General features: G+C 68.8%; 23 protein-coding genes and 1 tRNA gene. 12 read left to right on the top strand and 12 right to left on the bottom strand.

Annotated elements, in window-relative coordinates; all coding sequences use genetic code 11:
• Window positions 1-75 precede the first annotated feature (75 nt).
• Complete coding sequence (locus BUE42_RS05530; protein ID WP_073463539.1) at window positions 76-1,005, top strand: DMT family transporter; 930 nt, start codon at window positions 76-78, stop codon at window positions 1,003-1,005.
• Between the two features lie 83 nt (window positions 1,006-1,088).
• Complete coding sequence (locus tag BUE42_RS05525) at window positions 1,089-1,721, top strand: LysE family translocator (protein WP_073463537.1); 633 nt, start codon at window positions 1,089-1,091, stop codon at window positions 1,719-1,721.
• 219 nt (window positions 1,722-1,940) lie between these two features.
• On the opposite strand, the gene BUE42_RS05520 is transcribed toward BUE42_RS05525, so the two are convergent.
• Both BUE42_RS05520 and BUE42_RS05515 read right to left on the bottom strand, forming a co-directional pair.
• Window positions 1,941-2,147, bottom strand: coding sequence for a hypothetical protein (locus BUE42_RS05520; RefSeq protein ID WP_073463535.1), 207 nt, complete (start codon window positions 2,145-2,147; stop codon window positions 1,941-1,943).
• A complete protein-coding gene (locus BUE42_RS05515; RefSeq protein WP_143171314.1) occupies window positions 2,144-2,665 on the bottom strand; it encodes a hypothetical protein in 522 nt (173 codons plus the stop codon). The genes BUE42_RS05520 and BUE42_RS05515 overlap by 4 nt, the downstream gene beginning before the upstream one ends.
• A 225-nt stretch (window positions 2,666-2,890) precedes the next feature.
• Here BUE42_RS05515 and BUE42_RS05510 point away from each other — a divergent pair, with 225 nt between their 5' ends.
• Window positions 2,891-3,748, top strand: coding sequence for a substrate-binding periplasmic protein (locus BUE42_RS05510; RefSeq protein ID WP_073463849.1), 858 nt, complete (start codon window positions 2,891-2,893; stop codon window positions 3,746-3,748).
• Between the two features lie 9 nt (window positions 3,749-3,757).
• On the opposite strand, the gene BUE42_RS05505 is transcribed toward BUE42_RS05510, so the two are convergent.
• Both BUE42_RS05505 and BUE42_RS05500 read right to left on the bottom strand, forming a co-directional pair.
• Window positions 3,758-6,835, bottom strand: a complete 3,078-nt coding sequence (locus BUE42_RS05505) for a response regulator (RefSeq protein ID WP_159445369.1) — start codon at window positions 6,833-6,835, stop codon at window positions 3,758-3,760.
• Window positions 6,836-6,979: 144 nt separating this feature from the next.
• Window positions 6,980-7,576: an ATP-dependent Clp protease proteolytic subunit gene (locus tag BUE42_RS05500; RefSeq protein WP_073463528.1), complete on the bottom strand. Its 597-nt coding sequence runs from the start codon at window positions 7,574-7,576 to the stop codon at window positions 6,980-6,982.
• A gap of 100 nt (window positions 7,577-7,676) precedes the next feature.
• Here BUE42_RS05500 and BUE42_RS05495 point away from each other — a divergent pair, with 100 nt between their 5' ends.
• From BUE42_RS05495 to BUE42_RS05475, 5 genes are all read left to right on the top strand, one after another.
• Window positions 7,677-8,474: a sigma-70 family RNA polymerase sigma factor gene (locus tag BUE42_RS05495; RefSeq protein ID WP_073463848.1), complete on the top strand. Its 798-nt coding sequence runs from the start codon at window positions 7,677-7,679 to the stop codon at window positions 8,472-8,474.
• Window positions 8,475-8,530: 56 nt separating this feature from the next.
• Window positions 8,531-9,145: a dihydrofolate reductase family protein gene (locus BUE42_RS05490; protein WP_073463526.1), complete on the top strand. Its 615-nt coding sequence runs from the start codon at window positions 8,531-8,533 to the stop codon at window positions 9,143-9,145.
• 336 nt (window positions 9,146-9,481) lie between these two features.
• Window positions 9,482-9,709 carry a hypothetical protein gene (locus tag BUE42_RS05485; protein ID WP_073463524.1) on the top strand — a complete coding sequence of 76 codons (228 nt, stop codon included), beginning with the start codon at window positions 9,482-9,484 and terminating at the stop codon, window positions 9,707-9,709.
• Between the two features lie 117 nt (window positions 9,710-9,826).
• A complete protein-coding gene (locus BUE42_RS05480; RefSeq protein WP_073463521.1) occupies window positions 9,827-10,279 on the top strand; it encodes an Hsp20/alpha crystallin family protein in 453 nt (150 codons plus the stop codon).
• Between the two features lie 26 nt (window positions 10,280-10,305).
• Window positions 10,306-10,686, top strand: coding sequence for an Hsp20/alpha crystallin family protein (locus BUE42_RS05475; RefSeq protein WP_073463518.1), 381 nt, complete (start codon window positions 10,306-10,308; stop codon window positions 10,684-10,686).
• 169 nt (window positions 10,687-10,855) lie between these two features.
• Here BUE42_RS05475 and BUE42_RS05470 read toward each other — a convergent pair.
• A tRNA-Arg gene (locus BUE42_RS05470) sits at window positions 10,856-10,930 on the bottom strand.
• A 114-nt stretch (window positions 10,931-11,044) separates the two neighbouring features.
• Here BUE42_RS05470 and BUE42_RS05465 point away from each other — a divergent pair.
• Window positions 11,045-12,709, top strand: a complete 1,665-nt coding sequence (locus tag BUE42_RS05465) for a hypothetical protein (RefSeq protein ID WP_143171313.1) — start codon at window positions 11,045-11,047, stop codon at window positions 12,707-12,709.
• Between the two features lie 21 nt (window positions 12,710-12,730).
• Here BUE42_RS05465 and BUE42_RS32915 read toward each other — a convergent pair whose 3' ends face one another.
• Window positions 12,731-14,272, bottom strand: a complete 1,542-nt coding sequence (locus BUE42_RS32915; RefSeq protein WP_159445368.1) for an NHL repeat-containing protein — start codon at window positions 14,270-14,272, stop codon at window positions 12,731-12,733.
• 147 nt (window positions 14,273-14,419) lie between these two features.
• Here BUE42_RS32915 and BUE42_RS05455 point away from each other — a divergent pair, with 147 nt between their 5' ends.
• Together BUE42_RS05455 and BUE42_RS05450 are read left to right on the top strand one after the other, a co-directional pair.
• Entirely contained in the window at window positions 14,420-16,975 is a 2,556-nt protein-coding gene (locus BUE42_RS05455; protein ID WP_073463514.1) for a BamA/TamA family outer membrane protein, read from the top strand.
• Window positions 16,976-16,999: 24 nt separating this feature from the next.
• On the top strand, window positions 17,000-18,130 hold the full coding sequence (locus BUE42_RS05450; RefSeq protein WP_073463512.1) for a hypothetical protein: 1,131 nt from the start codon (window positions 17,000-17,002) through the stop codon (window positions 18,128-18,130).
• A gap of 12 nt (window positions 18,131-18,142) precedes the next feature.
• On the opposite strand, the gene BUE42_RS05445 is transcribed toward BUE42_RS05450, so the two are convergent.
• Genes BUE42_RS05445 through BUE42_RS05420 form a run of 6 tightly spaced genes read right to left on the bottom strand, consistent with a single transcriptional unit; the run spans window position 18,143 to window position 23,554 of the window.
• Window positions 18,143-18,886: an ABC transporter ATP-binding protein gene (locus tag BUE42_RS05445; RefSeq protein WP_073463510.1), complete on the bottom strand. Its 744-nt coding sequence runs from the start codon at window positions 18,884-18,886 to the stop codon at window positions 18,143-18,145.
• A gap of 33 nt (window positions 18,887-18,919) precedes the next feature.
• Window positions 18,920-19,666 carry an ABC transporter ATP-binding protein gene (locus BUE42_RS05440; protein ID WP_073463508.1) on the bottom strand — a complete coding sequence of 249 codons (747 nt, stop codon included), beginning with the start codon at window positions 19,664-19,666 and terminating at the stop codon, window positions 18,920-18,922.
• On the bottom strand, window positions 19,663-20,661 hold the full coding sequence (locus BUE42_RS05435; protein WP_073463506.1) for a branched-chain amino acid ABC transporter permease: 999 nt from the start codon (window positions 20,659-20,661) through the stop codon (window positions 19,663-19,665). Before BUE42_RS05435 ends, BUE42_RS05440 begins: the two co-directional genes overlap by 4 nt.
• Window positions 20,658-21,533: a branched-chain amino acid ABC transporter permease gene (locus BUE42_RS05430; protein ID WP_073463504.1), complete on the bottom strand. Its 876-nt coding sequence runs from the start codon at window positions 21,531-21,533 to the stop codon at window positions 20,658-20,660. Before BUE42_RS05430 ends, BUE42_RS05435 begins: the two co-directional genes overlap by 4 nt.
• A 15-nt stretch (window positions 21,534-21,548) precedes the next feature.
• Window positions 21,549-22,694: an ABC transporter substrate-binding protein gene (locus BUE42_RS05425; RefSeq protein WP_073463502.1), complete on the bottom strand. Its 1,146-nt coding sequence runs from the start codon at window positions 22,692-22,694 to the stop codon at window positions 21,549-21,551.
• Complete coding sequence (locus tag BUE42_RS05420; RefSeq protein WP_073463500.1) at window positions 22,691-23,554, bottom strand: shikimate dehydrogenase family protein; 864 nt, start codon at window positions 23,552-23,554, stop codon at window positions 22,691-22,693. Before BUE42_RS05420 ends, BUE42_RS05425 begins: the two co-directional genes overlap by 4 nt.
• 127 nt (window positions 23,555-23,681) lie before the next feature.
• Between BUE42_RS05420 and BUE42_RS05415 the strand changes: the two genes are divergently transcribed.
• Window positions 23,682-24,455, top strand: a complete 774-nt coding sequence (locus BUE42_RS05415) for an IclR family transcriptional regulator domain-containing protein (protein ID WP_073463498.1) — start codon at window positions 23,682-23,684, stop codon at window positions 24,453-24,455.
• Window positions 24,456-24,583 lie beyond the last annotated feature (128 nt).

Here is a 24,583-nt window from a genome sequence, read left to right as displayed (position 1 = left end):
TGAGCGTTTGCTCATTTGACCATGACGACCCATGAAAACTAGCATCCGGCGCCGACCAACGATCCACACGCCTTCATGACCGCCACCATCGCCGCTTCGCCCCCGTGGGGCCCGCCGAACACCAGCATCGTCTACGCCAAGCTCGTGATGGTCGCGCTGTTCTGGGGCGGCACCTTCATCGCCGGCAAGGAACTCGCGCAGGCGATGCCGCCGGCGGTGGCCGCCGTGCTGCGCTTCGGCGTCGCGGTGCTGCTGTTGCTGCCGCTGGCCTGGCGCTCGGCCGGCGGCCTGCCGCGGCTGAGCTGGCGCCAATGCGTGGCCACCGCGGGCCTCGGGCTCACCGGCATCTTTCTCTACAACCTGTGCTTCTTCTCGGCGCTGGCACGCATGCCGGCCGGCCGCACCGCGCTGTTCGTCGCACTGAACCCGGTCGTGACGGCGGTGGCCGCGAGCCTGGTGTTCCGCGAGCGGTTGAGGCCGCTGCAGTGGTGGGGCATTGCGTTGGCATTGACCGGCGCCGTCGTCGTGATCACGCGTGGCAGCCCGCTCGCGGCCCTGCACGACATCAGCCGATCGATCGGTACCGGCGAGCTGCTGATGTTCGGCGCGGTGCTGAGCTGGGCCGCCTACACGGTGATCGGCCGCGTCGCGTTCGCCGGGCTGAGCCCGCTGGTCGCGACCACCTGGGCCGCGCTGTGGGGCCTGTCGTTCCTGCTGCTCGGGTCGGCCGGCGAATGGGCCGATGTCGCGTGGCGGCAGGTGGCGTGGCCGGTCTGGGCGGCCGTGGTCTACCTCGGCGCATTCGGCACGGTGCTCGGCTTCGTCTGGTACGGCGAAGGCGTGAAGGCCATCGGCCCGTCGCGCACGGTGGTGTTCAACAACCTGGTGCCGGTGTTCGGCGTCGCGCTCGCGTCGCTGCTGCTCGGCGAGACCATCACGGCGTCGATGGGCATCGGCGGCGCGCTGAGCGTGCTCGGCGTGATGCTGACCAATCGCAAGCGCTGATCCATCGCACGTGACCCATTGTGGGTCACGGCAACCCGGCGTCGAGGGGTATCCTCGCCGCCACTTCAACAGGAGATCGAATCGTGCAGGAACTCATCGCCTTGGCGGGCATCGTCGCCGCGCTGTCCGTCGGCGTCGTCAGCCCGGGACCCAGTTTCGTGATGGTGGCGCGCATGTCGGTCGCCGGCTCCCGCTCGCAGGGCGTCGCGGCGGCGCTCGGCATGGGGCTCGGCGGCATGGCGTTCGCCACGATGGCCTTGCTCGGGCTGCAGGCGGTGCTGATGGCGGTGCCCACCTTGTACTTCGCGCTGAAGCTCGGCGGCGGGCTCTACCTCTGCTACCTCGGCTTCCTGATCTTCCGCGGCGCGCGCGAATCGCTGACGCTGCAGTCCGGCGGCGCGGACGAGCCCCGGCAGTTCGGGCGCTCGCTGTGGCGTGGGCTGGCCACCCAGCTCAGCAACCCGAAGACGGCGATCGTCTACGGCAGCGTGTTCGCGGCCTTCCTGCCGCACAGCTTCTCGGCCGGCTTCGGCATCGCGCTCGTCGCCGCGGTGTTCGCGGTCGAGGCCAGCTGGTACGCGTTCGTCGCGCTGCTGCTGTCGTCGCAGGGGCCGCGCAAGGTCTACCTCGGCTGCAAGACCTGGGTCGACCGCAGCGCGGGCGTCGTGCTGTTCGGGCTGGGCGTCCGGCTGATCGCGACCGCGCCCGACGCGTGAATCAAGGGCCCGCCGCTGATCAGGCGGTGCTCGGGTTCGCGAAGGTGGCGCACGAGCGGGTCAGCGCCCGCGCGCCCGGCGACGGGTAGCAACCCTGGCGTTGCGAGAGGCCGATCTCGCCGTCGCGGGCGTGCTGCTCGCGCTGGTGGTGGTGGTGAAGGCGGGGAACGCGAGGACGGAGTGAGGGGACGGAGGAGGTGGGCTCTGCAGGCCCGCCCGCTACGACGTGCTGGCCGGCGACTGAGCTTTCCATTCCTCCAGGCCGCCGGCGCTCGCGATGTCGGCATCCAGTCGCCTCTGGGCCGCCTCAACGCCACTGAACGCGCCGGGCCCGTCAAACACAAGGCGGTCCTCGGGCAACAACTCTTCGCGAGTCTTCCGAATGAAGGTGCCGTCTGCGGCTTCTACAAGAAAGCTGGCGTTCATGAGTCTTCTCTCCTGTACTGAAAATGCCACTTGCCGGACAGGCGCAGCCACGTTCGGTGAACCAGTTCGCATCCGAAATCGTTCGGGTGCAATTTGTTGCAGCGAATTTCATCCTGCAGCAGCCGATCGATCCGAACTTCCTCCCGGTCGTATTCGGCTTGGAGGTCTGCGACTTTAATACGGTCGAGGTGCTCGACCATGTATCGATGGTTACGCGTCACAACCCTGACCTCATGAAATCCGAATTCGCATCCGATCGTGACGTCGCCGACGCTGGGCCCGGTGTTTCGCGGGTGGTTGTGCGTGAAGGTGGCGCCGGCACCGCCAAGGAGCTCTTGCACCGTGAACGGGACGCGATCGGCATGACCAGTGTGCTGAGCAAGCGTCGTGCCGTTTGCTGCGATCAAAGCGCCGGTCTCGACGGTGTCGTTGCGGATCCTGTTCTCGACGACGACTGCGCTGACCCGTGCCGCAGTACTGGTATCGGGCGACACCCGTATGCGCCCGGAAGCGCTCAAGAGATGACCTCGCTGAGGTCCAGCATCGCTTGTCTCCTCGTTCTGGTTGCCACAGACGAGCCACATGTTGCATCGGCCAGAGGACTCGTCCGTCCGCTTGTTCCGACGCAGGTGCCGGATTGTGGATCCCCGTCCGAATCGGCGCAATCGGAGCGACGATCTGGAGCCACCGAACACGCCCGCGCCGTATGATCGCCGCGTCGCCCGGACGTCGAGGAGATGATCATGCGGATGGTGTCTCGCCTGCTGGCATGCGTGCTGTTCGCAGCCCACCTGGCCGCTTCCGCGGTCGAGATCGTCCGCGTTCCGAAACCCGAGTTCGAAGGCGACCACCGCTACGACTATGCACTGCAACTGCTGCAGCTCGCGTTGTCGAAGGTCGCAACCGAGTACCGCCTCCAGCCGGCCGAGACCGCGATGAACCAGGAGCGGCAGGTGCTCGAGATCGAGGCCGGCCGCAGCATCGACGTCGGACCGATCCCCAGTTCCGCCGAGCGCGAGGCGCGCCTGCTGCCGATCTACATCCCGATCAACAAGGGCCTGCTCGGCTGGCGCCTGGGCCTGATCCGCAAGGGCGACCAGGGCCTGGTCGCCGGCGTCGACACGCTGGCCGACCTGAAGCGCCTGCGGCTCGCGCAGGGCCAGGAGTGGCCGGACACGCAGATCCTGCGGGCCAACGGCATCGACGTGATCACCGCGCCGCGCTACGAGGGCCTGTTCAAGATGCTCACCGGCAAGCGTTTCGATTACTTCCCGCGCAGCATGATGGAGATCTGGGAAGAGCAGGCCCTCAATGCCGACACGCTGGACGTCGAGCCGCACCTCGCCTTGCACTACTTCTACGACGCCTACTTCATGGTGAACCGCAAGAACACCCGGCTCGCGCAAGACATCCGCGAGGGCCTCGAGAGGGCCATCACCGACGGTTCGTTCGACAAGCTGTTCCGGCAGTACTTCGGCGAGTGGCTGCGCAAGGCGCGCCTCGAGACGCGCACGGTGATCGAATTGACCAACCCGCTGCTGACGCCGGGCACGCCCTCCGATCGCCCGGAACTCTGGTACGACGCCAAGCGCGGCCGCTGACGCGGGCGTTCAACCGAGTGCGACCAGCTCGGCCATGACCGGGCCCAGCAGCCGCTCGACCTTGCGCAGCAGCGGCTCGACACCGGCGTCGTCGATCTCGTCGATGCAGGCCCGTTCAAGCTCGGCCGCCGCCTGGTGCACGGCACGCACGGCCAGCGTGCCGGCGACATTCTTCAGGTCGTGCGCCATGCGCATCGCCGTGGCCATCTCGCCCGCCGCGCGGGCGGCCCGGAAGCGTGGCGCGAAGTCCGTCTCGCGGTCGCGAAACATGCGCATCAGGCGCCGGTACAGGTCCTCGTCACCCATCGTCGCGGTGATGCCGGCCTCGCGGTCGATCGCGGGGGAGTCGTCGGGCGCCGCCGCGGCCGGATGGATCCAGCGGGCGAGGGTGGCGAACAACTGATCCACGTTGATCGGCTTGGCGACGTGGTCGTTCATGCCGGCCGCCAGCACCTTGTCGCGGTCGCCGACCAGCGCGTTGGCGGTCATCGCGATCACCGGCAGCTCGCGCCATTGCGGCTGCAGGCGCAGTGCGCGCGTGGCCTCGTAGCCGTCCATCACCGGCATCTGGCAGTCCATCAGCACGCCGTCGAAACGCTGGCCCGCCAGCATTTGCAGCGCCTCGCGGCCGTCGCAGGCCACGCTGACGGCGATGTCGGCGCGGCCCAGGATGCTGAGCGCGATCTCGCGGTTGATCGGGTTGTCTTCCACCAGCAGGATCTGCGCGCCGCGCAACTGCGCCTGGTGCCCGTGCAAGGCCTCCTGGCGCTGCATCGCGCGCGGTGCACGGGGCCGCGCCAGGCCCAGTGCCTCGCCGCAGGCATCGAACAGCGTCGACGGCGAAACCGGCTTCGTCAGCAAGGCGCCGACGCGGACCTGGCGCTGCGCCAGCTGCCGTTGCGCTTCATCGCGGCCGAACGCCGTCACCATCAGCACGGTCGGCGCCGCATGGCGCCGGCTTTCATCGAGACTCAGCAGGCGCGCGCATTCGACGCCGTCGAGCCCGGGCATCTTCCAATCGAGCAGCACCAGGTGATAGGGCGTACCGGCCGCGTCCGCCCGCCGCGCCATGCGCAACGCGGCATGGCCGTCGGCGGCCGTGTCGATGTCGAGGCCGAGCGCGGTGCACATGCTGGCCAGCAGCTCGCGCGCGCAGGCGTTGTCGTCGACCACCAGCGCGCGCCGGCCGCGCAGCTCTGCTTCGTGCGACACCGGCGTGTCGGCCGGCTCCGGCTGCAGGCCGAAGCGCAGCGTGAAGCGGAAGATGCTGCCCCGGCGCGGCGCGCTGTCGACGCCGATCTCGCCGCCCATCAGTTCCACCAGGCGCCGGCTGATCGACAGGCCCAGGCCGGTGCCGCCGTAGCGCCGGCTGGTCGACGCGTCGCCCTGCGTGAAGGGCTGGAACAGGCGCTGCTGTTCGTCGGGCGTCATGCCGATGCCGGTGTCGCGCACCTCGAAGCGCAGGTCGATCGTGCCGGCCCCGCGCCCGGCGATCGCGATCGCGATGACCACCTCGCCGCGTTCGGTGAACTTGACGGCGTTGTAGCCCAGGTTCAGCAGCACCTGGCGCAGCCGCGACGGGTCGCCCACCAGCGCGCGGGGCAGCTGCGGCGGCAACGCGATCAGCAGCTCCAGCCCCTTCTCCTCGGCGTTCATGCCGACGAGGTGGCCCAGGCCTTCCAGCACGTCGCCGAGGTCGAAGTCGATCGACTCGATGTCGAGCTTGCCGGCCTCGATCTTCGAGAAATCGAGGATGTCGTTGATGATCCCGAGCAGCGATTCGGCCGCGCCGTGGATCTTCTGGACCTGGTTGAGCTGCTGCGGGTCGAGCCCGCTTTGCAGGGCCAGGTACGACATGCCGAGGATGGCGTTCATCGGCGTGCGGATCTCGTGGCTCATGTTGGCCAGGAACTCGCTCTTGGCCTGGTTGGCCGCTTCGGCGGCGTGGCGGGCCACCCGGTCGGCTTCGGCCTGCTGGCGCCCGCTGATGTCGCGGGCGATGCCGACCGTGCCGGTCACGCGGCCGTCGCGGTCGCGCAGTGCCGTCTTGATGGTTTCCACCAGCGCGCTGCTGCCGTCGGCGCGCACGTGCTGCTCCTCGATGCGCTTGCTGGTGCTCGACGCCATCACCTCGGCGTCGTCGAGCAGGTACGAGCGGCTGAGCTCCGGCGGATGGACGTCGAGGTCGGTCTTGCCGATCATCTGGCCCGGGTTCTCGAAGCCGAGCGTGGTGGCGAGGGCGCGGTTGACCGCGACGTAGTGCCCGTCGGCATCCTTCACCCAGGCGAGGTCCGGGATGTTGTCGAGGATGATCGCCATGCGGGCATTGGCGTTGCCCAGCTCCGCCGCATGCTGGGCCAGCCGCTCGCGCATCGCGTTCAGGGCATCGACCAGCTGGTCGAGTTCATCGCCACGGGACTGCTGGCGCCGCAGTTGCAGCGGCGGTGCCTGGGCCTGCGGCGTGACGTTGCCGATCGACGCGACGATGTCCAGCAGGTGGCGGGTCGCGAGCCGGTGCACGACGAACAGGATGAAGAGCGCGACCAGGAAGGTCTTGGCGGCATTGCTGAGCAGGATGACGACGGCCTGTGCCGCCAGGTCGCGGTAGATGTCGGCCAGCGTGGCCTCGATGTGCAGCACGCCGATGACCTGCGGATGGTCGCCGCAGCAGGCGAGCGGAAATTCCTTCACCACCGAGCGGGCGGTCTGCCGCTCGCCGCGCAGGACCGTCAGCGCATGGGAGGACGACGCCGTCTCGCGCACCTCGGCCGCGCGGATGGACGGCAGGCGCACGATGCCTTCGAGCTGCTCCTCGAGCTGCTTGGAGTCCAGCGCCCACAGGCTCTCGCTGAGGCTGCGCGAGCTGGCCTGGTCGATTTCGCCGAAGCGGCTTTCCAGGCGCGCGCGCTCGCTGCGGTAGCTGAGCGTCAGCTGCAGGATGGTCAGCAGCAGCGTGACCGCGGTGCTGAACAGCAGCACGCGGATGAGCAGCGCGATCGCGATGCCACCGCCCGGAATCCGCGCCACGGAAGCCAGCCAGCCGCGCCGCTGGGGCGTGGAACCCGCCGCAGGTTCTTTGGATGTCATCGGTGACCTCGCTCGGACCGCCGCTTCCGGCGGGGCTCCCCGGCTCCGGACGAGCATAGCGGCGCACGGGATCCGCCACCCCGGGGTTCTCCCGAGGGCGGTTCAGTCAACGAACATCGGCCGGGTCGCTCGCCGGCCTGGGGCTCAGGCGCCCCGGAGCTCGGTCTTGCGCTCGATGATCCGCGACACCAGCCCGTACTCGACCGCTTCCTCGGCCGACATCCAGCGGTCGCGCTCGATGTCGCTCAGCACCACCTCGAGCGACTTGCCGGTCTCGCGTGCGATCGTGCGCGCGATGCGCTCGCGGGCCTTGATGATCTCGATCGCCTGGATGGCGATGTCGCTGGCCTGCCCGCCGGCACCGCCGCTGGGCTGGTGGATCAGGAAGCGCGTGTTGGGCAGGCAGTAGCGCCGCTCGCGGGGCACCGCCAGGTAGAGATGGGTGGCGGCGCTGCCGACCCAGCCGGTGCCGATCATGTTCACCGGCGCGGCAATGAAGCGCAGGATGTCGTGGATGGCATCGCCCGACTCCAGGTGGCCGCCCGGCGAGCTCACCAGTACGTCGATGGGGTCGGCGCTCTCGGCGTCGAGTGCGATGAGCCGGCGCGTCACGTCGGCGGCGGTCACGTCGGTGACGGTGCCGAAGATCAGCAGCGTGCGTGCCTTGAAGGCCTTTTCCTCCAGGTAGGAGGTGCGCGGCTCGGTGGCGCTCGACGGCGGCGTGGTGTCTGGGGTGTCCATGGTGGGGGTCCTGGTGGTGTTCTGGTGGTTGAGCTGCCTTGACGAACGAGACGCGGCTGGCGTGACACCGCGCCGGTGCCGGCTGTGGCAAGCTGCGCCGATGCATGACGACCGCACGCTGGCCCTGATCCACGCCGACCGCCGCCGCCTGGTGCGCGCGGCCACCCGCCTGCTGGGCCCGGCGGACGCCGAGGATGCCGTGCAGGACGCCTACGTCCGTGCGCTGGAGGCTGATGCGCTCGAGCTGAACGCCGCGCAGGCCTGGTTGCTCACCGTGGTGCGCCATCTGGCCATCGACCGCCTGCGGCGTCGCCAGTGGATGCAGCAATGGGTGGCCGAGATGGAGGCCGACGACGACACGGCGCGGGCCTCGCCGTCGGCCGAGATGGATGCGGCGCTCGCGGAAGAGGCGGCCCGCGCCTTGCGGCTGCTCGCGGCCCATCTGACGCCGGCGGACGGTGCTGCCGTGTTGCTGCATGCGGTGTTCGAGGTCGGCCATGCCGAGATCGCACAGGCCAGCGGCAGGTCCGAAGCCGCCAGCCGGCAGCAGTTGCGGCGGGCGCTGTCGCGGCTGCGGGAGGCGGGCGGGGCACCCGGGCACCGGCCCCCTCCCGAGCTGGATCCGGGCGAAGAGACCGTCTTCCGGCGGTACCTGCAGTCGCTGCAGCTGCGTGATCCACAGGCGCTGTGGGCGATGCTTCGCCAGCCGCCGATCAGTGCGTTGGCGGGGACGTCCGCGGGGGTGGCCGAAACATCGTCATCACCGCATGCGAGCGCCTGCGGTGTGATGCAGGTGGGCGGGCAACTGGGGCTGGTGCTCACGCTGGACGGCGTCACGCTGTCGGTGTTGCCGCTGGGTGTGCGGCCTGAGCACGACCTGGAGACCGCGCTGTCGTAGGTCGTGTCGATTCGGGCCGGCCTGGTTCGTCGTGATGATGAAAGGACAAACTCATCATGCCCAAGATCATCGTGAATGCATTCCTGACCCTGGATGGCGTCATGCAGGCTCCCGGCGGCCCCGACGAGGACCGCGAGGGGGGCTTCGTGCATGGAGGCTGGCAGGGCCCCTACTCCGACGACGTCATGGGGCGGCTGATCACCGAGGGGTTCGCGGACGCCGACGGTTTTCTGCTCGGCCGCAAGACCTACGACATCTTCTCCAATTACTGGCCCAAGATCACCGACCCGGGCAATGCGATCGCGACCGCGCTCAACTCGCGGCCGAAGCACGTGGTGTCGCGCAGCCTGGAGCGTGTCAGCTGGAACAATTCCAACCTGGTCCGGGGCGACGTGGTCGCCGAACTCCGCAAGCTGCGAGAGCAGCCGGGCCAGAGCGTGCAGACCTGGGGCAGCACCGACCTGATGCAGACGCTGCTGAAGCACGACCTGATCGACGAGTACCGGTTGTTCATCTTTCCGGTGGTGCTCGGTTCGGGCAAGCGGCTCTTCGGCAGCGGCACGGTGCCGGCGGCATTCAAGCAGGTGGCGTCGGCCACCAGCAGCAAGGGGGCGACGTACCACCGGTTGGAGCGCGACGGGAAGCCGACGTATGGTGAGATTGGGGCGTAGTGCCGCCGCGGGACCCGGCCTCAATCGCGAGCAGCAGCCTGACCGTGTCGACGTAGTCCGGTGTCATGGGTGCCTGAGGTCCAGTCGCTCGCCCGTACGTGCTCGAGGCGTTGCGTACGGGCTGACGCGTCGACAGAGCATCGCTGGGACCGAATCAGCCTGTTGCGATGTAGATTGGCTCTGCAGCCCGCGCCACACAATGATCTGACGCCGGTATCTACGTCGGTCGCAGGGTGCGGGATCGACCCCTTGAATCCGCGAGCAGCAGCCACTATTTTTGTCGCGAGTCGGCCGGCAGCCCTTGTTGGTCGACGCCTGATGACCAGGAGGACACCCATGGACGAAGCAAGATCGTCGTGTCCCGGGCCGACGGCCGAGGACACAACAAGCAGCCGAACCTGCTCGCTGGCGATCGGGGCCACCGGCCCGCGCCAGGGCGGCGAAGCACGCCACCCGCAGCGGCCTGCGTGGGTCCACGCGGCGCTGCCCAGAGGCCAGGCGCTGCCACGCCAGCAGCGCTGGACGTGGCTGGCCGAGGACCTCTTCGACGAGGACAAGTGGTAGCGACCGGTAGCGGGCAGCGTCTCCTCTTGAAACGCCCAGGGGGACTCCTATCTGGTTTTCCGTGCCGGCTGGTCCTGGTCTCCGGCCGGCGTCCACCATTGAATCGGAGGTCACACCATGTACGAATCGATCCTGAATCATCCGGGCAGCCTGTTCGGTCAGTTCGAACGCCTGCGTCGTGAACTCGATGACGTGTTTGGCGTCTCGGGTCTTCCCGGCAGCATCCGGTCGGTGGCACCGGGCACGGTCCCGGCCATCAATGTCGGCCGCACCCCGAACAGCGTCGAGGTCTATGCGTTCGCACCGGGGCTGGATGCCTCGAAGATCGAGGTGACGATCGACCGCGGCGTGCTGCGCATCGCGGGTGAGCGCTCGTCCGGCATCCCGGACGCGGCCGGAAAGGTGAACGTCTACACCCGGGAGCGCGGTGCCGGCAGTTTCATGCGGGCCGTCTCGTTGCCCGACGACATCGACCCCGGGCAGGTGAACGCCACCTACCGCGACGGCGTGCTCCGCGTGAGCGTCGCGCGCCGCGAATCTGCCCAACCGAAGCGCATCACGGTGCAGTGACGCGCGTAACCCTCAGGAGAAAGATCATGAGCGACAACAAGCAAGTGACCCGAACCGGTGCCGAACCTGACACGCTGCGCGCCGTACCGCCCGCCGTCGACGTGTTCGAGGATGCGAACGGCATCACGTTGCTGGCCGACATGCCCGGCGTTCCGAAGGAGCAGCTGGAGCTGAAGGTCGAAGGCGATGCCCTGCTGATCGAAGGCGGCGTGCAGCCGCTGACGCCAGACGGATTGGAAGCGGTGTACGCCGAAGTGCGTGTGCCGCGCTACCGTCGCAGCTTCACGCTCAGCCGCGAGCTCGACACGGCGCGGATCGAGGCCAACCTGAAGGATGGGGTGCTCACGCTGCGCATTCCGAAGCAGGCGCATGCGCAGCCGCGTCGCATCGAGGTGACAGCGGGTTGACCGTCAACGCGCGACTGACCCGCCCGCGCTCCATTCACCGATGAGGCGCCTCGTTCGGTGTCGCCCTGCGGCGGCACCGTCCGTAGCGATCAGCAGGATCGATGTCAGCCAGGGATGACAGGCGCGCGATCGAGCTGTACAGCGAGCGCAGAACCGGGCGACTGTGCACTGGTCCCGCCGACAGGAATCGAACCTGTATTTGCCGCTTAGGAGGCGGCCGTTCTATCCATTGAACTACGGCGAGCGAGGCTGCGGATTCTAGCGGCAGGGGGGCACGTCAACGGGGGCTCTTCGTACCAGCCGGCGGCGTTGTCGCCGCCTAGAATCCGCCGCTCCGTCTCCTCCCCGCCGAGTCCCGTTGACGACACCGACGCTGCCCCGATCCGCTTTCCTGCCTCGCCGACCGCTCAACCACAAGGAGCGCCAGGACATCGTGGTGCGTCGCGATCGCCTCTTTGCGCTGTGCACGCCGGCCGAGCAGCGCCGTCTGGTCGACGTTGCACGGTGGTATGCCGCGCACGAGACGCGATTGCTGACGAGGCCCAATGTCCTGATGGAAAGCTTCGAGGTGGTGTTCCACCACAGGTATCTCTCCGTGCTGTATCCCAGGCCACCAGGCCTGCTCACGCGCGGGCTGGCGCTTGCCTGGCGCGCCGTGCTCCGCGTTGAAATCTGGCGTGAACGGCGCATGCGAGCGGGCCTCGTCGCCCATTTGGCCACCGTTCGCGACGAAGGCGCGGCAGATGAGTTGCTGGGCGTCGTTCACTTCCTGCTCTTGCTGCGCGTGGACGTGGGGATGAATGAGCAATCCACGTTCGATCGGCAGCTCGAGGCTCTGGCCGCGGATTGCGTCGGCGACGGACGCGTGCCGGTGGCGCGGAGGTTCGCGGCGGCGCAGCGCTGCGAGCTGTGGCCCCGGGAGGTGACGGGTTGGAACGTGTCGCGCCACATGGACTTGCACGTGTGGCGCCTGCTGCTGCAGTTGGCGCACGAAGACGCCCAGGCCGCGGTGCGTGTGATCGATGAGCACTGGGGCCGTCGCGAGTCTCCTCAACTCCTGCAGGCGATGTGCCTGCACGACGATCCGCAGCTGGCCAGTCAGCTGGCGACGAGGCTGAAGCCGCATCGTGCCGACTTCGCCGCATCGATGCTGTGCACGTCGATCCAGGAGTCTTCGTACCAACTCTCGAGGGTGCCCGAGCCTGCGGCCGCGAGCCTGCAGCAGTTGATGGATGCCAGTTGTCTTCTGCTGGCCGAATGGACGTTCGCCACCAACCCGGGCCTGGAAACGCGAGCCGCGCTGGTCGCGCTGGATCACCTGTTCCGATTCGGCGATCCGGCCCAACGGTACTGGCGCGAGCTCCCACCGCGGTGCCTGGCGCTCGTGCAAGGTCTCCCGTCCGTGGAGCAGGTCGACTGGTTGCGGCTGTTGGCAGGCGCGGTGTTCTACGCGGATCGCGCCGAGCCGGTGGCCGCCGAGGCGTTGCTGCTCACGGAGGTGCTCATCCGGGACAGGATCGCCAGCGCGCTGGGGCGCGCCGAAGATCTCGACGCCTGTGCATCGGACATCTGCAGGGCCGCGCTGGGCGTGCTGGAGGACAAGGTGCTGTCCGGCCGCAATCGGCGCGTGCCCGCGATGCCGGACCACGTCCTGCTGCGGACGGTCGAGCCCTTGCTGGACGACCTGCTGGCAAGGGCGATGGCGGGCGAACCCCATCACGCATTGCGGCAGCTCGTGTCCCTGGTCTGCGGGCTGTCCGGCGAGGTGCTTGCGCGCAAGTATCACGCGCGCTTGCGCGAGCGATTCGAACAGCATGCCCGCAACCATCCCGATGATGCGGGCCTCGCGTTGAAACAGCTGATCCAGCACTGCGGCTTCAGCCAGGTCGACGACGAGATGTACAAGAAGGACCTGTACCGGGAGTCCTTCAACCTGCTGCTGCCGGTGCTCGAAACCATCTCGCTGCAGGATGCAGCGGTGGCGCGCACGGGAATCGGTTGGAGCCCACGCGGCGATATCTGAAGCGCGGCGATGACTGCCGGACTATTGCGGCGTCAGCTTTCGAATCCGGTTCCCGTCCACGACATAGAGGTTGCCCGCGCCATCGATCGTGATCCCTTGCAGCCGCGTGAATGTCGCATTGCTGCCGTCGGCGTGACCCGCGACGTCGGGCGTGCCCGCCACGATCGACATGACTCCCTCCGCGGAAATCCTTCGGATGACCATGCCCAGTTGGTCCGCGACATAGAGCGTGCCGTCGGGGGCGCTCGCGAGCTTTGCGTTGAACGCCGGCCCTTGGGTGAAGCCGAACGTGCAACTGCCGCCGGGCATGGCTTGCGTGAAGCCTGAAGCAGAAATCTTCAGCAACACGCAGACGGTCTGCGTCGCATACAGGTTTCCGGTCGCATCGATGGCGAGACTGTTGGGCAGCCAGGGACTGGCGTACGAGCCGGACAGCACGCGCGTCGAGGTGTTGCCGTTGGCGGCGATCAGGCGAATCGCGTTGTTGCCCGAATCTGCCACCAGCACGTTGCCCGCCAGATCCAGCGCGATGGCCGCTGGCGTGGAGAACGCAGCGACGTTGCCGGCACCATCGGTCGCGCCACGCGCGCCAGTGCCGGACAAGGTGCTGACCGTGCGGTCGGTGGCGATCCGCCGGATCTTGTTGTTGCCGGTGTCAGCGACGATGACGTTGCCGGAGGCGTCCACTGCCAGCCCTCGTGGAGCGGAGAAGCTGGCGCCTGCACCTGACGCGTCAACTGCTCCCACGGAACCGCTGCCAGCCCAGGTCGAAACCGCACCCGTCGGCGTGATGCGACGAACCAGGTTGTTGCCCTCGTCAGCGACGAACACGTTGCCATGGCTGTCGACTGCCAGCCCGACCGGCCTGTTGAACGAGGCGTTGGCGCCTGTTGCATCGGACGCGCCGGCCGTGTCGCTGCCTGCCAGCGTGCTGGTCAGGTAGCCCTCGCCGTGGCAGGAGATCGCGATCGTCGTGACATCGCTCGTTCCCACCGTGCCGCTGCCTTGCGAGATGTCGCAGGTGCGCCCGGCGGGTTGGGTCGTGACGGTGACAGCGTAGGCACTGCCTTGCAACTTGGCGGTCGGCATCGTGAACGATGTCGCGCCGGCTTGAACGGTGAGGGAGTCGGCGCCGTTCGTGAGCACGAGGCCATCGCGATCCAGTCCGCTGATCGTCCCTCCAATCTGATGATCAGACGGCGCAACGACCACATCGACGCAGGTGATGGCGACCGTCGTGGTACCGCTGGCCGGCATCGTGCCGCTGGCGTTCGCAGTCGTGCAGTTCTGGCCGGTCGGCTGCGACTTCACGGTGACGGCGTAGGCCTGGCCCACCGGGACCGTTGCGGTGAAAGTGAATGCGGTGGCTCCGGTCACCACATCGAGCGTCTGGGCGCCATTGGCAAGCACGAGCCCGCTCTGCGTCAGTCCGCTGATCGTGCCTGCCAGCGCCGCACTGGGCGCAGCGGGCGCAACGGGCGGCTCGCTCGATTCCGAGCCGCCGCAGGCGGACAAAAGCATACACAGCGCGGCGACTGCCGCGAGTCCACGATGATTCGACACTTCAACTCCCTCCAATTGTTTTCTCGATCGGGCGGGATTCTACGAGCCACGATCTGGTCCGACGGTGCCGGCGCATCCTCAATGCAGACGAGGCCCGCGAGCCGGCGCGCCGCTATGCTCGCCCCCACAATGGGAGGCCGGGATCGCGTGAAGAAGCTGTCGTACCTGGCCGTCGCGGCCCTGATGCTGCCGCTGCTGCTGGCATGCCGGCCCGCCGTGGCACAGAGCACCGCGACCGGGCCGGTGCAGCCCCCCACCTTCACCGTGCAGGTCGAGTTGCGCGAGGGGCACCTCGCCATCGCCGCGGGCTCCGCACGCATCGATTGGCATGACGGCAGCGCCAGGCCGGCGTTCGACGGCTGCCAACTCAGCCCCGACGCGGTCACGGCGGAATTGACCGGCTACCTGCAAACCCTCTTCGCCGCGCGGCCGAAAGTGCTGGCGCAATTGCTGCAGACCGCTGACAGCCCGGCGCGCCAGCGCGAACTCGAATCGCTCGTGCAAACGGACCCGCTCGCGGCCGAGCTCTGGCAGGGCTCGATGCCCTGGGGCGAGGCGACCGTGAAGGTCGGCCGTTGGTCGCAGGCCCTGCGCAGCCGGGGCTCACCACTGGTGGTGCAAGACCTCGCTTCGGTCTTCACCGCGCTGCACGAGAACAACGCGGCGCTGGCCGACGGGCCCCTGATGCCGAAGGTGGATGTCGATTCGCCCGTGCGCCCGCGCCAGGGCCTGATGGACTTCGAGATCGCGCCGCCGCTGCGCGACCTCAAGCTGAGGCCCACCGCCAACGTCGTGCAATGGGAGACCTTGCGCGGCGGGCTGGCCCAGGCCGCGCTGTCGGACTTCCAGTGCAGGCTGTGGTACCGCCCGCGCGTCCAGGACGCGATGCAGGACTACCTGGAGGTGCGCGGCCTGACGACCTCGACCCAGCTGCAGGCCAAGGACCAGGCGGGCGCGCGCGAGCTGGGCGGGGTGTCGAACGCGCCTCGCGAGCACGCCAACATCCGCGTCGCCCGGCCGCACTGGCTCGACACGCAACCGGTCGCCCCCGGCCAGCCGCGCGGCGTGGGCGGCCGCATCCTGCTGGAGCCCGATCCGATGATCGCGGCCGTCTACCTGCGCGGTTCCTTCGCATCGGTCGAACGCGCCCTCTACATGCTGTTGCCCAGCAGCGATTTCGGGCGGGTGCACGGCCAACCGCGCGAGCATCTGTGCGCGGCCAGGGCGGTCTGGCTTCCGCAGGCTCCGCAACCCGCGGCGATCCAGTTGCCGTTGGACGACGCCATGCCGGGCATCGAGGGCAGCTCGTTGCAGATCGCCCACCAGTACTACACGCAGGGTGTGCTGGCCGAGCGCTTGCAGCGATTGAGCGCGATCGGCTACCACGCGCGGCTGGCGATGTTCCACGAGCGCCTGGCGCCGGACGCCGATGCGCTGAAGGCGCGCGGCGAGAGCCCGATGCAGCACCTGGCGCTGCTGATCGTCGAGCCGGTGGCCGAAGCGGCGGACACGCCGCCCCCCGCCGACCTGCCCCCCTGCGCCACGCCGCGCGACCTGCCGAAAGCCACGCCCGAATGTGCCGGCACCCAGAGCGCAGCCGCTTCGACCGCTGCGGTGCCCGCCTGCACGCGCCAGGCCGAGCCCATTGAGGCGACACAGGTCGATCCCGGCCCGGTGCCCGCGACACCGCGCCAGCGCGAGGCGATGCGCCCGGCGCGCAACCACGTGGAAGCAGGCGCCGAGTTCCGCTCGGGCAAGCCGGTCCGGCTGTCGGCCGACTACCGCCGCGACGGCCTCGCGCCGGGCGATTCGATGGGGCTCGGCGTGGGCCAGCAGCGCGAAGCCTCGGGCAGCGCGTCGTACGACAGCGACTTCGTCGGCTTCGCGCTGCTGGGGCGGCGCCTGCAATTGAACGGCCGCGTGTACTCCGATTTCACGCCCGACCGCGCCACCGACAGCACGCGGCCCGACGAGCGCCGCAAGGGCGTCGACCTGCGTGGCGTGCTCGACCTGTGGCGAGACCGCGGCGGCAGCTTCGGCCAGGCCGAGTTCGGCATCGCGCGCAGCCGCGCCGAACTGCATCACGATGAGAGTGCGGGCGACGACGCATCGCAGACCACGCTGGTCGACACCAGCCTGGTGCTGCAACACTCGCAGCCGGGCACGCCGTCGTCGCTGTACACCGAGGCGGAACTTGGCGCCGCGCGCGGCCGCACCGATGGCGAGGGCTTCGGCAAGCTGCGCGCCGAGGCATCGGCCCGCGGCCTGTTCGGCCGGCTGGAGTTCTGGGCGCTGCGCGGTCGATGGGGTCGCGTGACGGCGCAGGCCCCGCTGACCGAGTACCTGCCGTTCGGCGGCGCCGACAGCGTGCGGGGTTACCGCGAAGAAGCTGCCGTCGGCCGCCGCGTCTGGAGCGTGCAGGGCGAGTACTGGCGACCGCTGCCGTGGCAGCCCGCCGACGAAGGCCTGGCACGCCTGTTGCGCCGCAGCCTGTCGATGGCGGTGTTTGCCGACGTCGGCGCGGTCGCCGATTCGCCGACCGGTTTCAGCGGCACCAAGGCCGCGCTCGGGCTGGGCCTGCGCTGGCGCTACGGCAACGCGTTGACGCTGCAGCTCGATGCCGCGCGGCCGGTCGGCTCGGTGCCGCCCGGCGAGGGCCGGCTGCGCTTCCAATTCGGCGTCGCCACGCTGCGCACGCTCTGACATCCACCCACAGGAGAATCCCCGATGAGACAGTTCCCGCTGATGGTCGGCAACGGCATCCTGACCCTCGACACCAACGGCAGCGTGCACGACAGCGCCGCCAACAAGCTGGGCGATTGGACCACCGAAGGCAACCGCATCAAGATCCGCAACGCCGGGGGCGGCAGCGACCTCGTCGACGTCGAGTGGTCGTTCAACGACCGCAACCAGCTCACGCTGGTGCAGGGCGGCCAGACGGTGTTCACCATCATGAGCGGCACCGATGGCCTGCCCGGCTTCCACCTCGACAAGAACCGGCTGGTGGTCGATCCCGACGGCGACCGCGACTTCACGTTCACGCTGGACTGCCTGTGGGGGCTGAACGGCGACGGCAACCTGGTGCTGTCGATCGGCGGCAAGGAGTCGGTGATCGACGGCTTCATCGAAGACACGAAGTCGCGCCTGCGTTTCCAGTTCGACGACAAGGACACCAGCACCTTCCCGAACAGCCTGGTGTTCGCCGGGCAGTGGGAACGCGTGGCCACGGCCACCACCGCGATCCACCTGCATTTCGTGCTCGAGGATCCGGCGCTCGAGATCGCCGGCACGCCGATGACCCTGCCCGCCGAGGTGCGGGTCGACCCGCTGCGCAACCACCTGGCCCTGGTCTACGAGTCGAAGAGCAGCGGCACGCACCGGCTGCAGTTCATGGGCAGCTTCGAGATCCGCCCGGATTTCACGCTGAGCTTCCGCATCGACGACGTGAAGGACAGCGGCTTGCGCAAGTCGCGCATCGAGGTCGAGACCAGCTTCGCGTTCGACGTGGTGCGCGGCAACCTGCAGCTGTTCGTCGGCCGCGAGCGCACGGCGCAGTCGCAGGTGCTGGAGGTCGGCGGCGCGCTCAGCGCGAAGCTGAAGAACGGGCAGCTCGACTGGAGCTTCGCGTACCGCAAGGCCACGTCGGGCGGGCAGAGCAGCGTGACGGTGGCCACCGCGCTGTCGTTCGTCTCGAAGAACCAGAGCATCCTGATCAAGTACACGCAGAACGGCACGCAGCGCCAGCTCGACGTGACCGCCAAGTTCACGAACGACAACTTCACCGCCCAGGGCGGGCTGTCGATCGTCAACGACCCCCAGGGCAGGAGCGTCAAGGCGTTCGTCGGCGTGTCGTTCTGAGCGCTCCTCGCGTCAAGCCGCCTGCGTGCCGGTCGCGTGCGCGCCGCCGAGGAACAGCCGCTCGATGTGCGGATCGGCCAGCAGCTCGCCGGCCGGGCGGTGCAGCACCGTGCGGCCCGATTCGAGCGCGATCGCCTCGTCGGCGACCTTCAACGCGCTCTTCACGTTCTGCTCGACCATCAGCACGGTGGTGCCCTGCTGCGCCAGCTCGCGCAGCAGCTTGAACACGTCGGCCACGACGATCGGCGACAGCCCGATCGACGGTTCGTCGATCAGCAGCACGCGCGGGCGCAGCAGCATCGCCCGCGCGATCTCCAGCTGCTTCTGCTCGCCGCCCGACAGCGCGGACGCCTGGCTGCCGATGCGCGCCTGCACGCGCGGAAAGCGCGCCAGCACCTCGGGGATGCGCGCATGCGTGGTCTTCATGCCGAGCGTGATGCCGCCGAGCTCCAGGTTCTGCCACACGGTGAGCTGGCCGAACAGGTTGCGGCCCTGCGGCACGAAGGCGATGCCGTGTTTCAGCAGCAGGTCCTTCGGGGCGGTGCCGGTGATGTCGGCGCCGTCGAGCCGGATGCGGCCCTGGCGCACCTTCAGCAGGCCGAACAGCGTCTTCAACACGGTCGACTTGCCGGCGCCGTTGGGGCCGAGCAGCAGCGTGATCTGGCCGCGCTTCGCCTGCAGGCTGAGGTTGTTGAGGATCATGAACTCGCCATAGCCGGCGACGACGTCCTCGAACTCGATGGCTGTGTCGGTCATGTGTGCTCGACGAGCGGATGCTCGGTTGCCGACTCAGTTGCCAAGATAAGCATCGAGCACCTCCCGGTTGGAACGAATCTCGGCAGGCGTGCCGATCGCCATCACGGTCCCCTCGACCATCACCAGGATGCGGTGGCACAGGTCCATCACGAAATCCATGTTGTGCTCGATCACGATGAAGCTGCCACCCCGCTCGCGGTTGAGCTCCTTCAGCAGCACGCTGATGCCGCCCACCAGGCTCGGGTTGACGCCGGCACACGGCTCGTCGAGCAGCACCAGGTCGGGCTCGCTCATGAAGGCCATCGCGATGTCGACCAGTTTCTGCTGGCCGTAGCTCAGCTCGCCGGCCAGTTGGTGGGCCACGTGGCCGATGCGGAACTTCTCGATCAACGCATCGGCCTGCGCGCCGCGCCCCGAGTCGCCCGGCGCGAACAAGCGGCTCGCCATGCTGCCGTGGTGCTCCTGCGCGGCCACCAGCAGGTTGTCGCGCACGCTCATCTTGCCGAACACCTGCAGCGTCTGGAAGGTGCGGCCCACGCCGCGCCGGCTCAGCTGCAAGGGCGACAGGCCGGTGATGTCCCGCCCCTTCAGCTCGACCCGCCCGCCGTCCGGCTGGATCTGCCCTAGCACGCTGTTGAACATCGTGGTCTTGCCCGAACCGTTCGGCCCGATCACGCCGAAGATCTCGCCCGGCATCACCTCGAACGACACCCCGGCGACCGCGACGATCGCGCCATACGACTTGCGCAGGTCGCACACCTTCAGCAACGGCGCGCTCATGACGGTGCGCCGATCGACGCCGCCGCGGCCGCCCGGGCCGCCGACGCCTCGCGCGCCGCACGCCGCGCCCGGATCCGCTCGGGGATGCTCAGCAGGCCGTCCGGCAACCACAGCATCAGCAGCACCACCGCGCTGCCGAACACGAACAGGTACCAGCCCTGCGCGAAACGCAGCCACTCGGGCAGCAGCACGCCAACCGCCGAGCCGATCACCGGCCCGAAGAAGCGGCCCGAGCCGCCCACCACCACCATCAGGTACATCATGATCGACGCGCCCACGGTGAACGGCGCCGGCTCGATGAACTGCACCAGCGAGGCGAACAGCGCGCCCGCCGCGCCGGCATACGCCGCGCCGATCGCGAACGACAGCAGCGTGTAGGCCTGGATGTGGATGCCCAGGCTCTCGGCGCGGATCGGGTTGTCGCGCAGCGCCGTGAAGGCCTTGCCCCACGGCGAGCGCAGCAGCTTCCACAGCAGCGCGCCCAGCACCAGCGTGCAGCCGAGGATGAAGTAGTAATACGGCAGCTTGCGCTCGAGCGACCACCCGGGCAGCGACGGCCGCGCGATGTTGTTGATGCCGAAGGTGCCACCGGTCAGCCACTCTTCGTTGCGCATCACCAGCCACACCGCGGTGTTGAAGCCGAGCGTCGCGAACGCCAGGTAGATGGCCTGCACCCGCAGCGCCGGGAAGCCGAGCGCGAGCCCCACCGCGAAGCAGCCCGCCATCGCGAGCGGCAGCCCCAGCCAGAAGCTGAAGCCTGCCTTCATCGCGATCGCCAGCGTGTACGCGCCGATGCCGAAGAAGGCGGCATGGCCGAGCGACTTCTGGCCGGCGTAACCCACCGTCAGGTTCAGCCCCATCGTGGCGATCACGAACACCAGCCAGTAGCTCAGCAGGTACACCCCGTAGCTCTTCAGGAAAGGTGGCACCGCGACCAGCAGCACGAGGCCTGCGACGCCGATCAGCACCGGCATCCGGGGCTTGCCCGGGCTCATACCTTGCGCTCCTCGCGGCGGCCCAGCAGCCCCTGCGGCTTGAACAGGATCACCAGCATGAAGACCACCAGCGCGACGGCGTCCTTGTAGGCCGCCGAGATGTAGGCCGACGCCAGGTTCTCGGCCACGCCGACGATCAGCCCGCCGAGCAGCGCGCCGCGCGAGTTGTTGAAGCCGCCGATGATCGCCGCGAAGAAGGCCTTGGTGCCCAGCGGCTCGCCCATGTCGAACTTGGCCAGGTAGGTGGGCGTGATCAGCAGCGCCGCGGCGCAGGCCAGCAGCGCATTGATCGCGAAGGTGTAGAACACCATGCGCGGCACGTCGATGCCGAGCACGGTGGCGCTCTCGGTGTTCTGGGCCACGGCCTGCATCGCGCGGCCGGTCACCGTCTTCGCGAGGAAGGCCTGCGTGCCGAGCACCAGCACCAGCGCCATCGCGAGCGTGCCCAGGTCGATCAGCGTCACGGTGACGCCGCCCAGGTGGAACAGCTGGTCGGCGAACAGGCTCGGGAACGGATGCGCCTCGGCGGTGAAACCGGCGCGCACGCCATTGCGCATCGCGATCGCGAGGCCGATGGTCGCGACCACCACCGGCATCAGGCCGAAGCGCAGCAGCGGGTCGGCGATGCCGCGCTTGAAGGCCCAGCCCAGCACGCCCACCGCCAGCACGCACGTGAGCACGAAGCCGGCCCACAGCGGCAGGCCGGCGCTCATGAAGCCGAGCATCGTGAACGCCGGCAGCATCACGAACTCGCCCTGCGCGAAGTTGATGGTGCCGCAGGCCTGCCACAGCAGCGTGAAGCCGAGCGCGGCCAGCGCGTAGATGCTGCCGGTCGCCATGCCCGACAGCACGAGTTGCAGGAAATCGGTCATGTCATGGCGGTCACGTCACGACTTCTTGCCGAGCGCCGGCAGCGTCTCCCGGACCTCCTGCTTGCCGTTCTTCACCTCGACGATGAAGCTCTCGCGGTCGAGGTCGCCGTTGGCGTCGATGCTCACGTCCATCAGCACGCCCGGCTCCTTGGCCACCGTGATGCTCAGCCCGTGCAGCGCCTTCGCCACCGCGATGCGGTCGAACTTGCCGACCTTCTCGATCGCGGCCTTCAGCATGTAGACGCTGGTGTAGCCCTTGATGCCGTTGTGGTCCGAGACGTACTTGTATTCCTTCTCGAACCGGGTGCGGAAGGCGCGCATCGCCGGCGTCGGCGCATCCACCGTCAGCCCGACGTGCGCGATCGCGCCGTTCGCGGCCTCGCCGGCCAGGTCGATCACCTTCTGGCCGGTCAGCGTCGTCTCGCCGATCACCGGCTTGCTCCAGCCCTGCTTGCGCAGCTCGCGCAGCGCGCGCGCCGACTCTTCCTCGTTCGTGTAGACGAACAGCACGTCGGCATTGCTCTGCTTCGCGCGCAGCACCGGCGCCGCGAAATCGACCTGGCCCGATTCGGTGGAGATGTCGGCCGCCACCTTCAGCCCGCTCGCGTCGGCCGACTTGACGAAGGCATCGCGCCCGCCCTTGCCGAAGTCGTTGTTGACGAACATCACCGCCACCGTCTTCGCCTTCAGCGTGGTCGCGATGTAGCGCGTGACCTTCGGCATCGACGAGGCCTGCGTGAAGCTGGTGCGGAAGATGTACGGGTTGCCCTGCTGCGTGATCGAGCTGGCCTCGCCGCCGGTGAAGTTGGGCACCTCGGCACGCCGCGTCTCGGCCATGCTGACCAGCACCGAGCCGGAGAAGGTGGGCCCGAGCACCGCGAACACCTCGTCGTCGACCGCCTTGGTGGCCAGGCCCTTCGCGACGCCCGGGTTCGACTGCGTGTCGTTGACCAGCGTCTCGAGCTTGCGCCCGAGGATGCCGCCGGCCGCGTTGATCTCCTTCACCGCGAGCTCGATGCCGTTCTTCGCGTTGGTGCCGGCGGTGGCGCCGGTGCCGGAGAGCTCCTGGATCACGGCCAGCTTCACGGTCTGGGCCTGCGCGGCGACGGTGGCGGCACCGACGATCGCCGCCAGCAGCGCGAGGCGGAGGGGTGAGTTCATGTCTTGTCTCCTTGGGGTTGGAACAGTGCGCGCACGTCGGAAGCATCTTCCTGCACCGCCTGCGCGATGCGGTCGAAGCCGAAGAACGACAGGTACTCGGGCACCTGCTGCACCAGCATCTCGAAGCCGGGGTGGGCCACGATGCCGCGCGCGTGGCACGCCCGCAGCAGCGGCGTCGGCTGGTTCTTCATCAGGATGTCGACGACGACGGTGCCGGGGTCGAGTTGCGCGGGATCGAAGGGCAGCGGGTCGTCGGGACGCAAGCCGAGCGGCGTCGCGTTGACGACCAGGTCGAAGCCGGCCGGGTCCGGTCGATCGAGCGGCACCACGTCGACGCCGAACTCGGCGGCCAACCGCGCGGCGATGGCCGCGGTGCGGCCCGGCGTGGTGTCGAACAGCGCGATGCGCGCCGCACCCGCCGCGGCCAGCGAGGTCGCGATCGCCACGCCGCCACCGCCCACCCCGACCACCAGCGCGCTGCGGCCTTGCACGGGCACATCGAAATGCGCCAGTGCCTTCGTGAAGCCGACGCCATCGAACAGCGCGCCTTCGAGCGTGTCGTCGGCGTTGCGCCGCGCCGCGTTCACCGCGCCGGCGCTGCGGCCGAGCCGGTCGCAGCGGTCCAGCAGCTCGACCATCGCGGTCTTGTGCGGGATCGCGAGCCACAGCCCGTCGATGTTGCGGGCCTTCAGCGCCTGCCGCGCGAAGCCCGCCAGGTCGGCCGCCGCGACCTGCGCCGGCACCAGCACCGCATCGGCCCCGTGGCGCGCGAACAGGTGGTTGAACACCTCCGGCGCACGCACCTGCGCCACCGGGTCGCCGAGGATCAGGAAAACGCGCGTGCTGCCGGAAAGGGTCATCGGCGCGAGGGTAGGCAGCCCCCGGGTCGGCCACAAGCGTGCTGACCCGGAAATGCGCGATAGTCGCGCAGGCAGCGCGATGATCGCGCGTTCTTCGGGTTAACTCGGGTCGCGGACCCGCCACTGCATGGACGACACCCCGTTCCAGATCGACAGGAAGGACCTCATCGACGGCCTGGGCAAGGGCCTGCGCGTGATCGAGGCCTTCGACGACGACCACCCGCGCCTGACGCCGAGCGAGGCCGCGCAACTCGCCGGCCTGACGCGCACCGCCGCGCGCCGCTACCTGCTGAGCCTGGTGCACTTCGGCTATGCCGGCACCGACGGCAAGCGCTTCTGGCTGGCGCCGCGCGTGCTGCGCCTGGGCCAGAGCTACATCGGCGCGGCCCGGCTGCCGCGGCTGGTGCAGCCCTTCATCCAGCGGGTCTCGATGCAGTGCGGCGAGACGGTCAACGTCAGCGTGCTCGATGGCCACGAGGTGGTCTACGTCGCGCGCAGCAATGCGCCGCGCGTCGTGTCGATCGGCTACCACGTCGGTGCGCGCGCGCCGGCGCATGTGGCGACGCCGGGCATCGTGATGGTGTCGGCGCTGGGCGATGCGGAGCTCGAGGCCTGGCTCGCCGAGCACGACTTCCATGCGTTCACGGCCCACACGGTGAGCACCGCCGACGTGTTCCGCGAGCATGTGCGCGCGGCGCGGGCCGCCGACCACTGGATCACCGCGCAGCAGCGCGACCTGGGCCTGTCGGGCATCGCCACCGCGCTGCGCGACCGCAAGGGCGTCTGCAAGGGCGCCGTCGGCATGACGCTGCAATCGGTCGCGTACACGCCGGAGCAGATGCGTTCGCAACTGCTGCCGCTGCTGCACGAGGCGGCCCAGGCGCTGCGGCCGCTGCTGTGATTTGTGGTCACATGATGTATCGCGCCGCCGTGGGTAAGTCGCCTGTAAGTCGACCGAAAGAACCATCGCGGCTTCGTCACTGGATAGACCTCACCATGCTGAACCCCACCGTGCTCCGTTCCCTCGTG

The sequence above is a fragment of the Rhizobacter sp. OV335 genome (genome assembly GCF_900142965.1).
GTDB lineage: Bacteria > Pseudomonadota > Gammaproteobacteria > Burkholderiales > Burkholderiaceae_C > Rhizobacter.
This window is presented reverse-complemented; position numbering and strand designations above follow the sequence as displayed.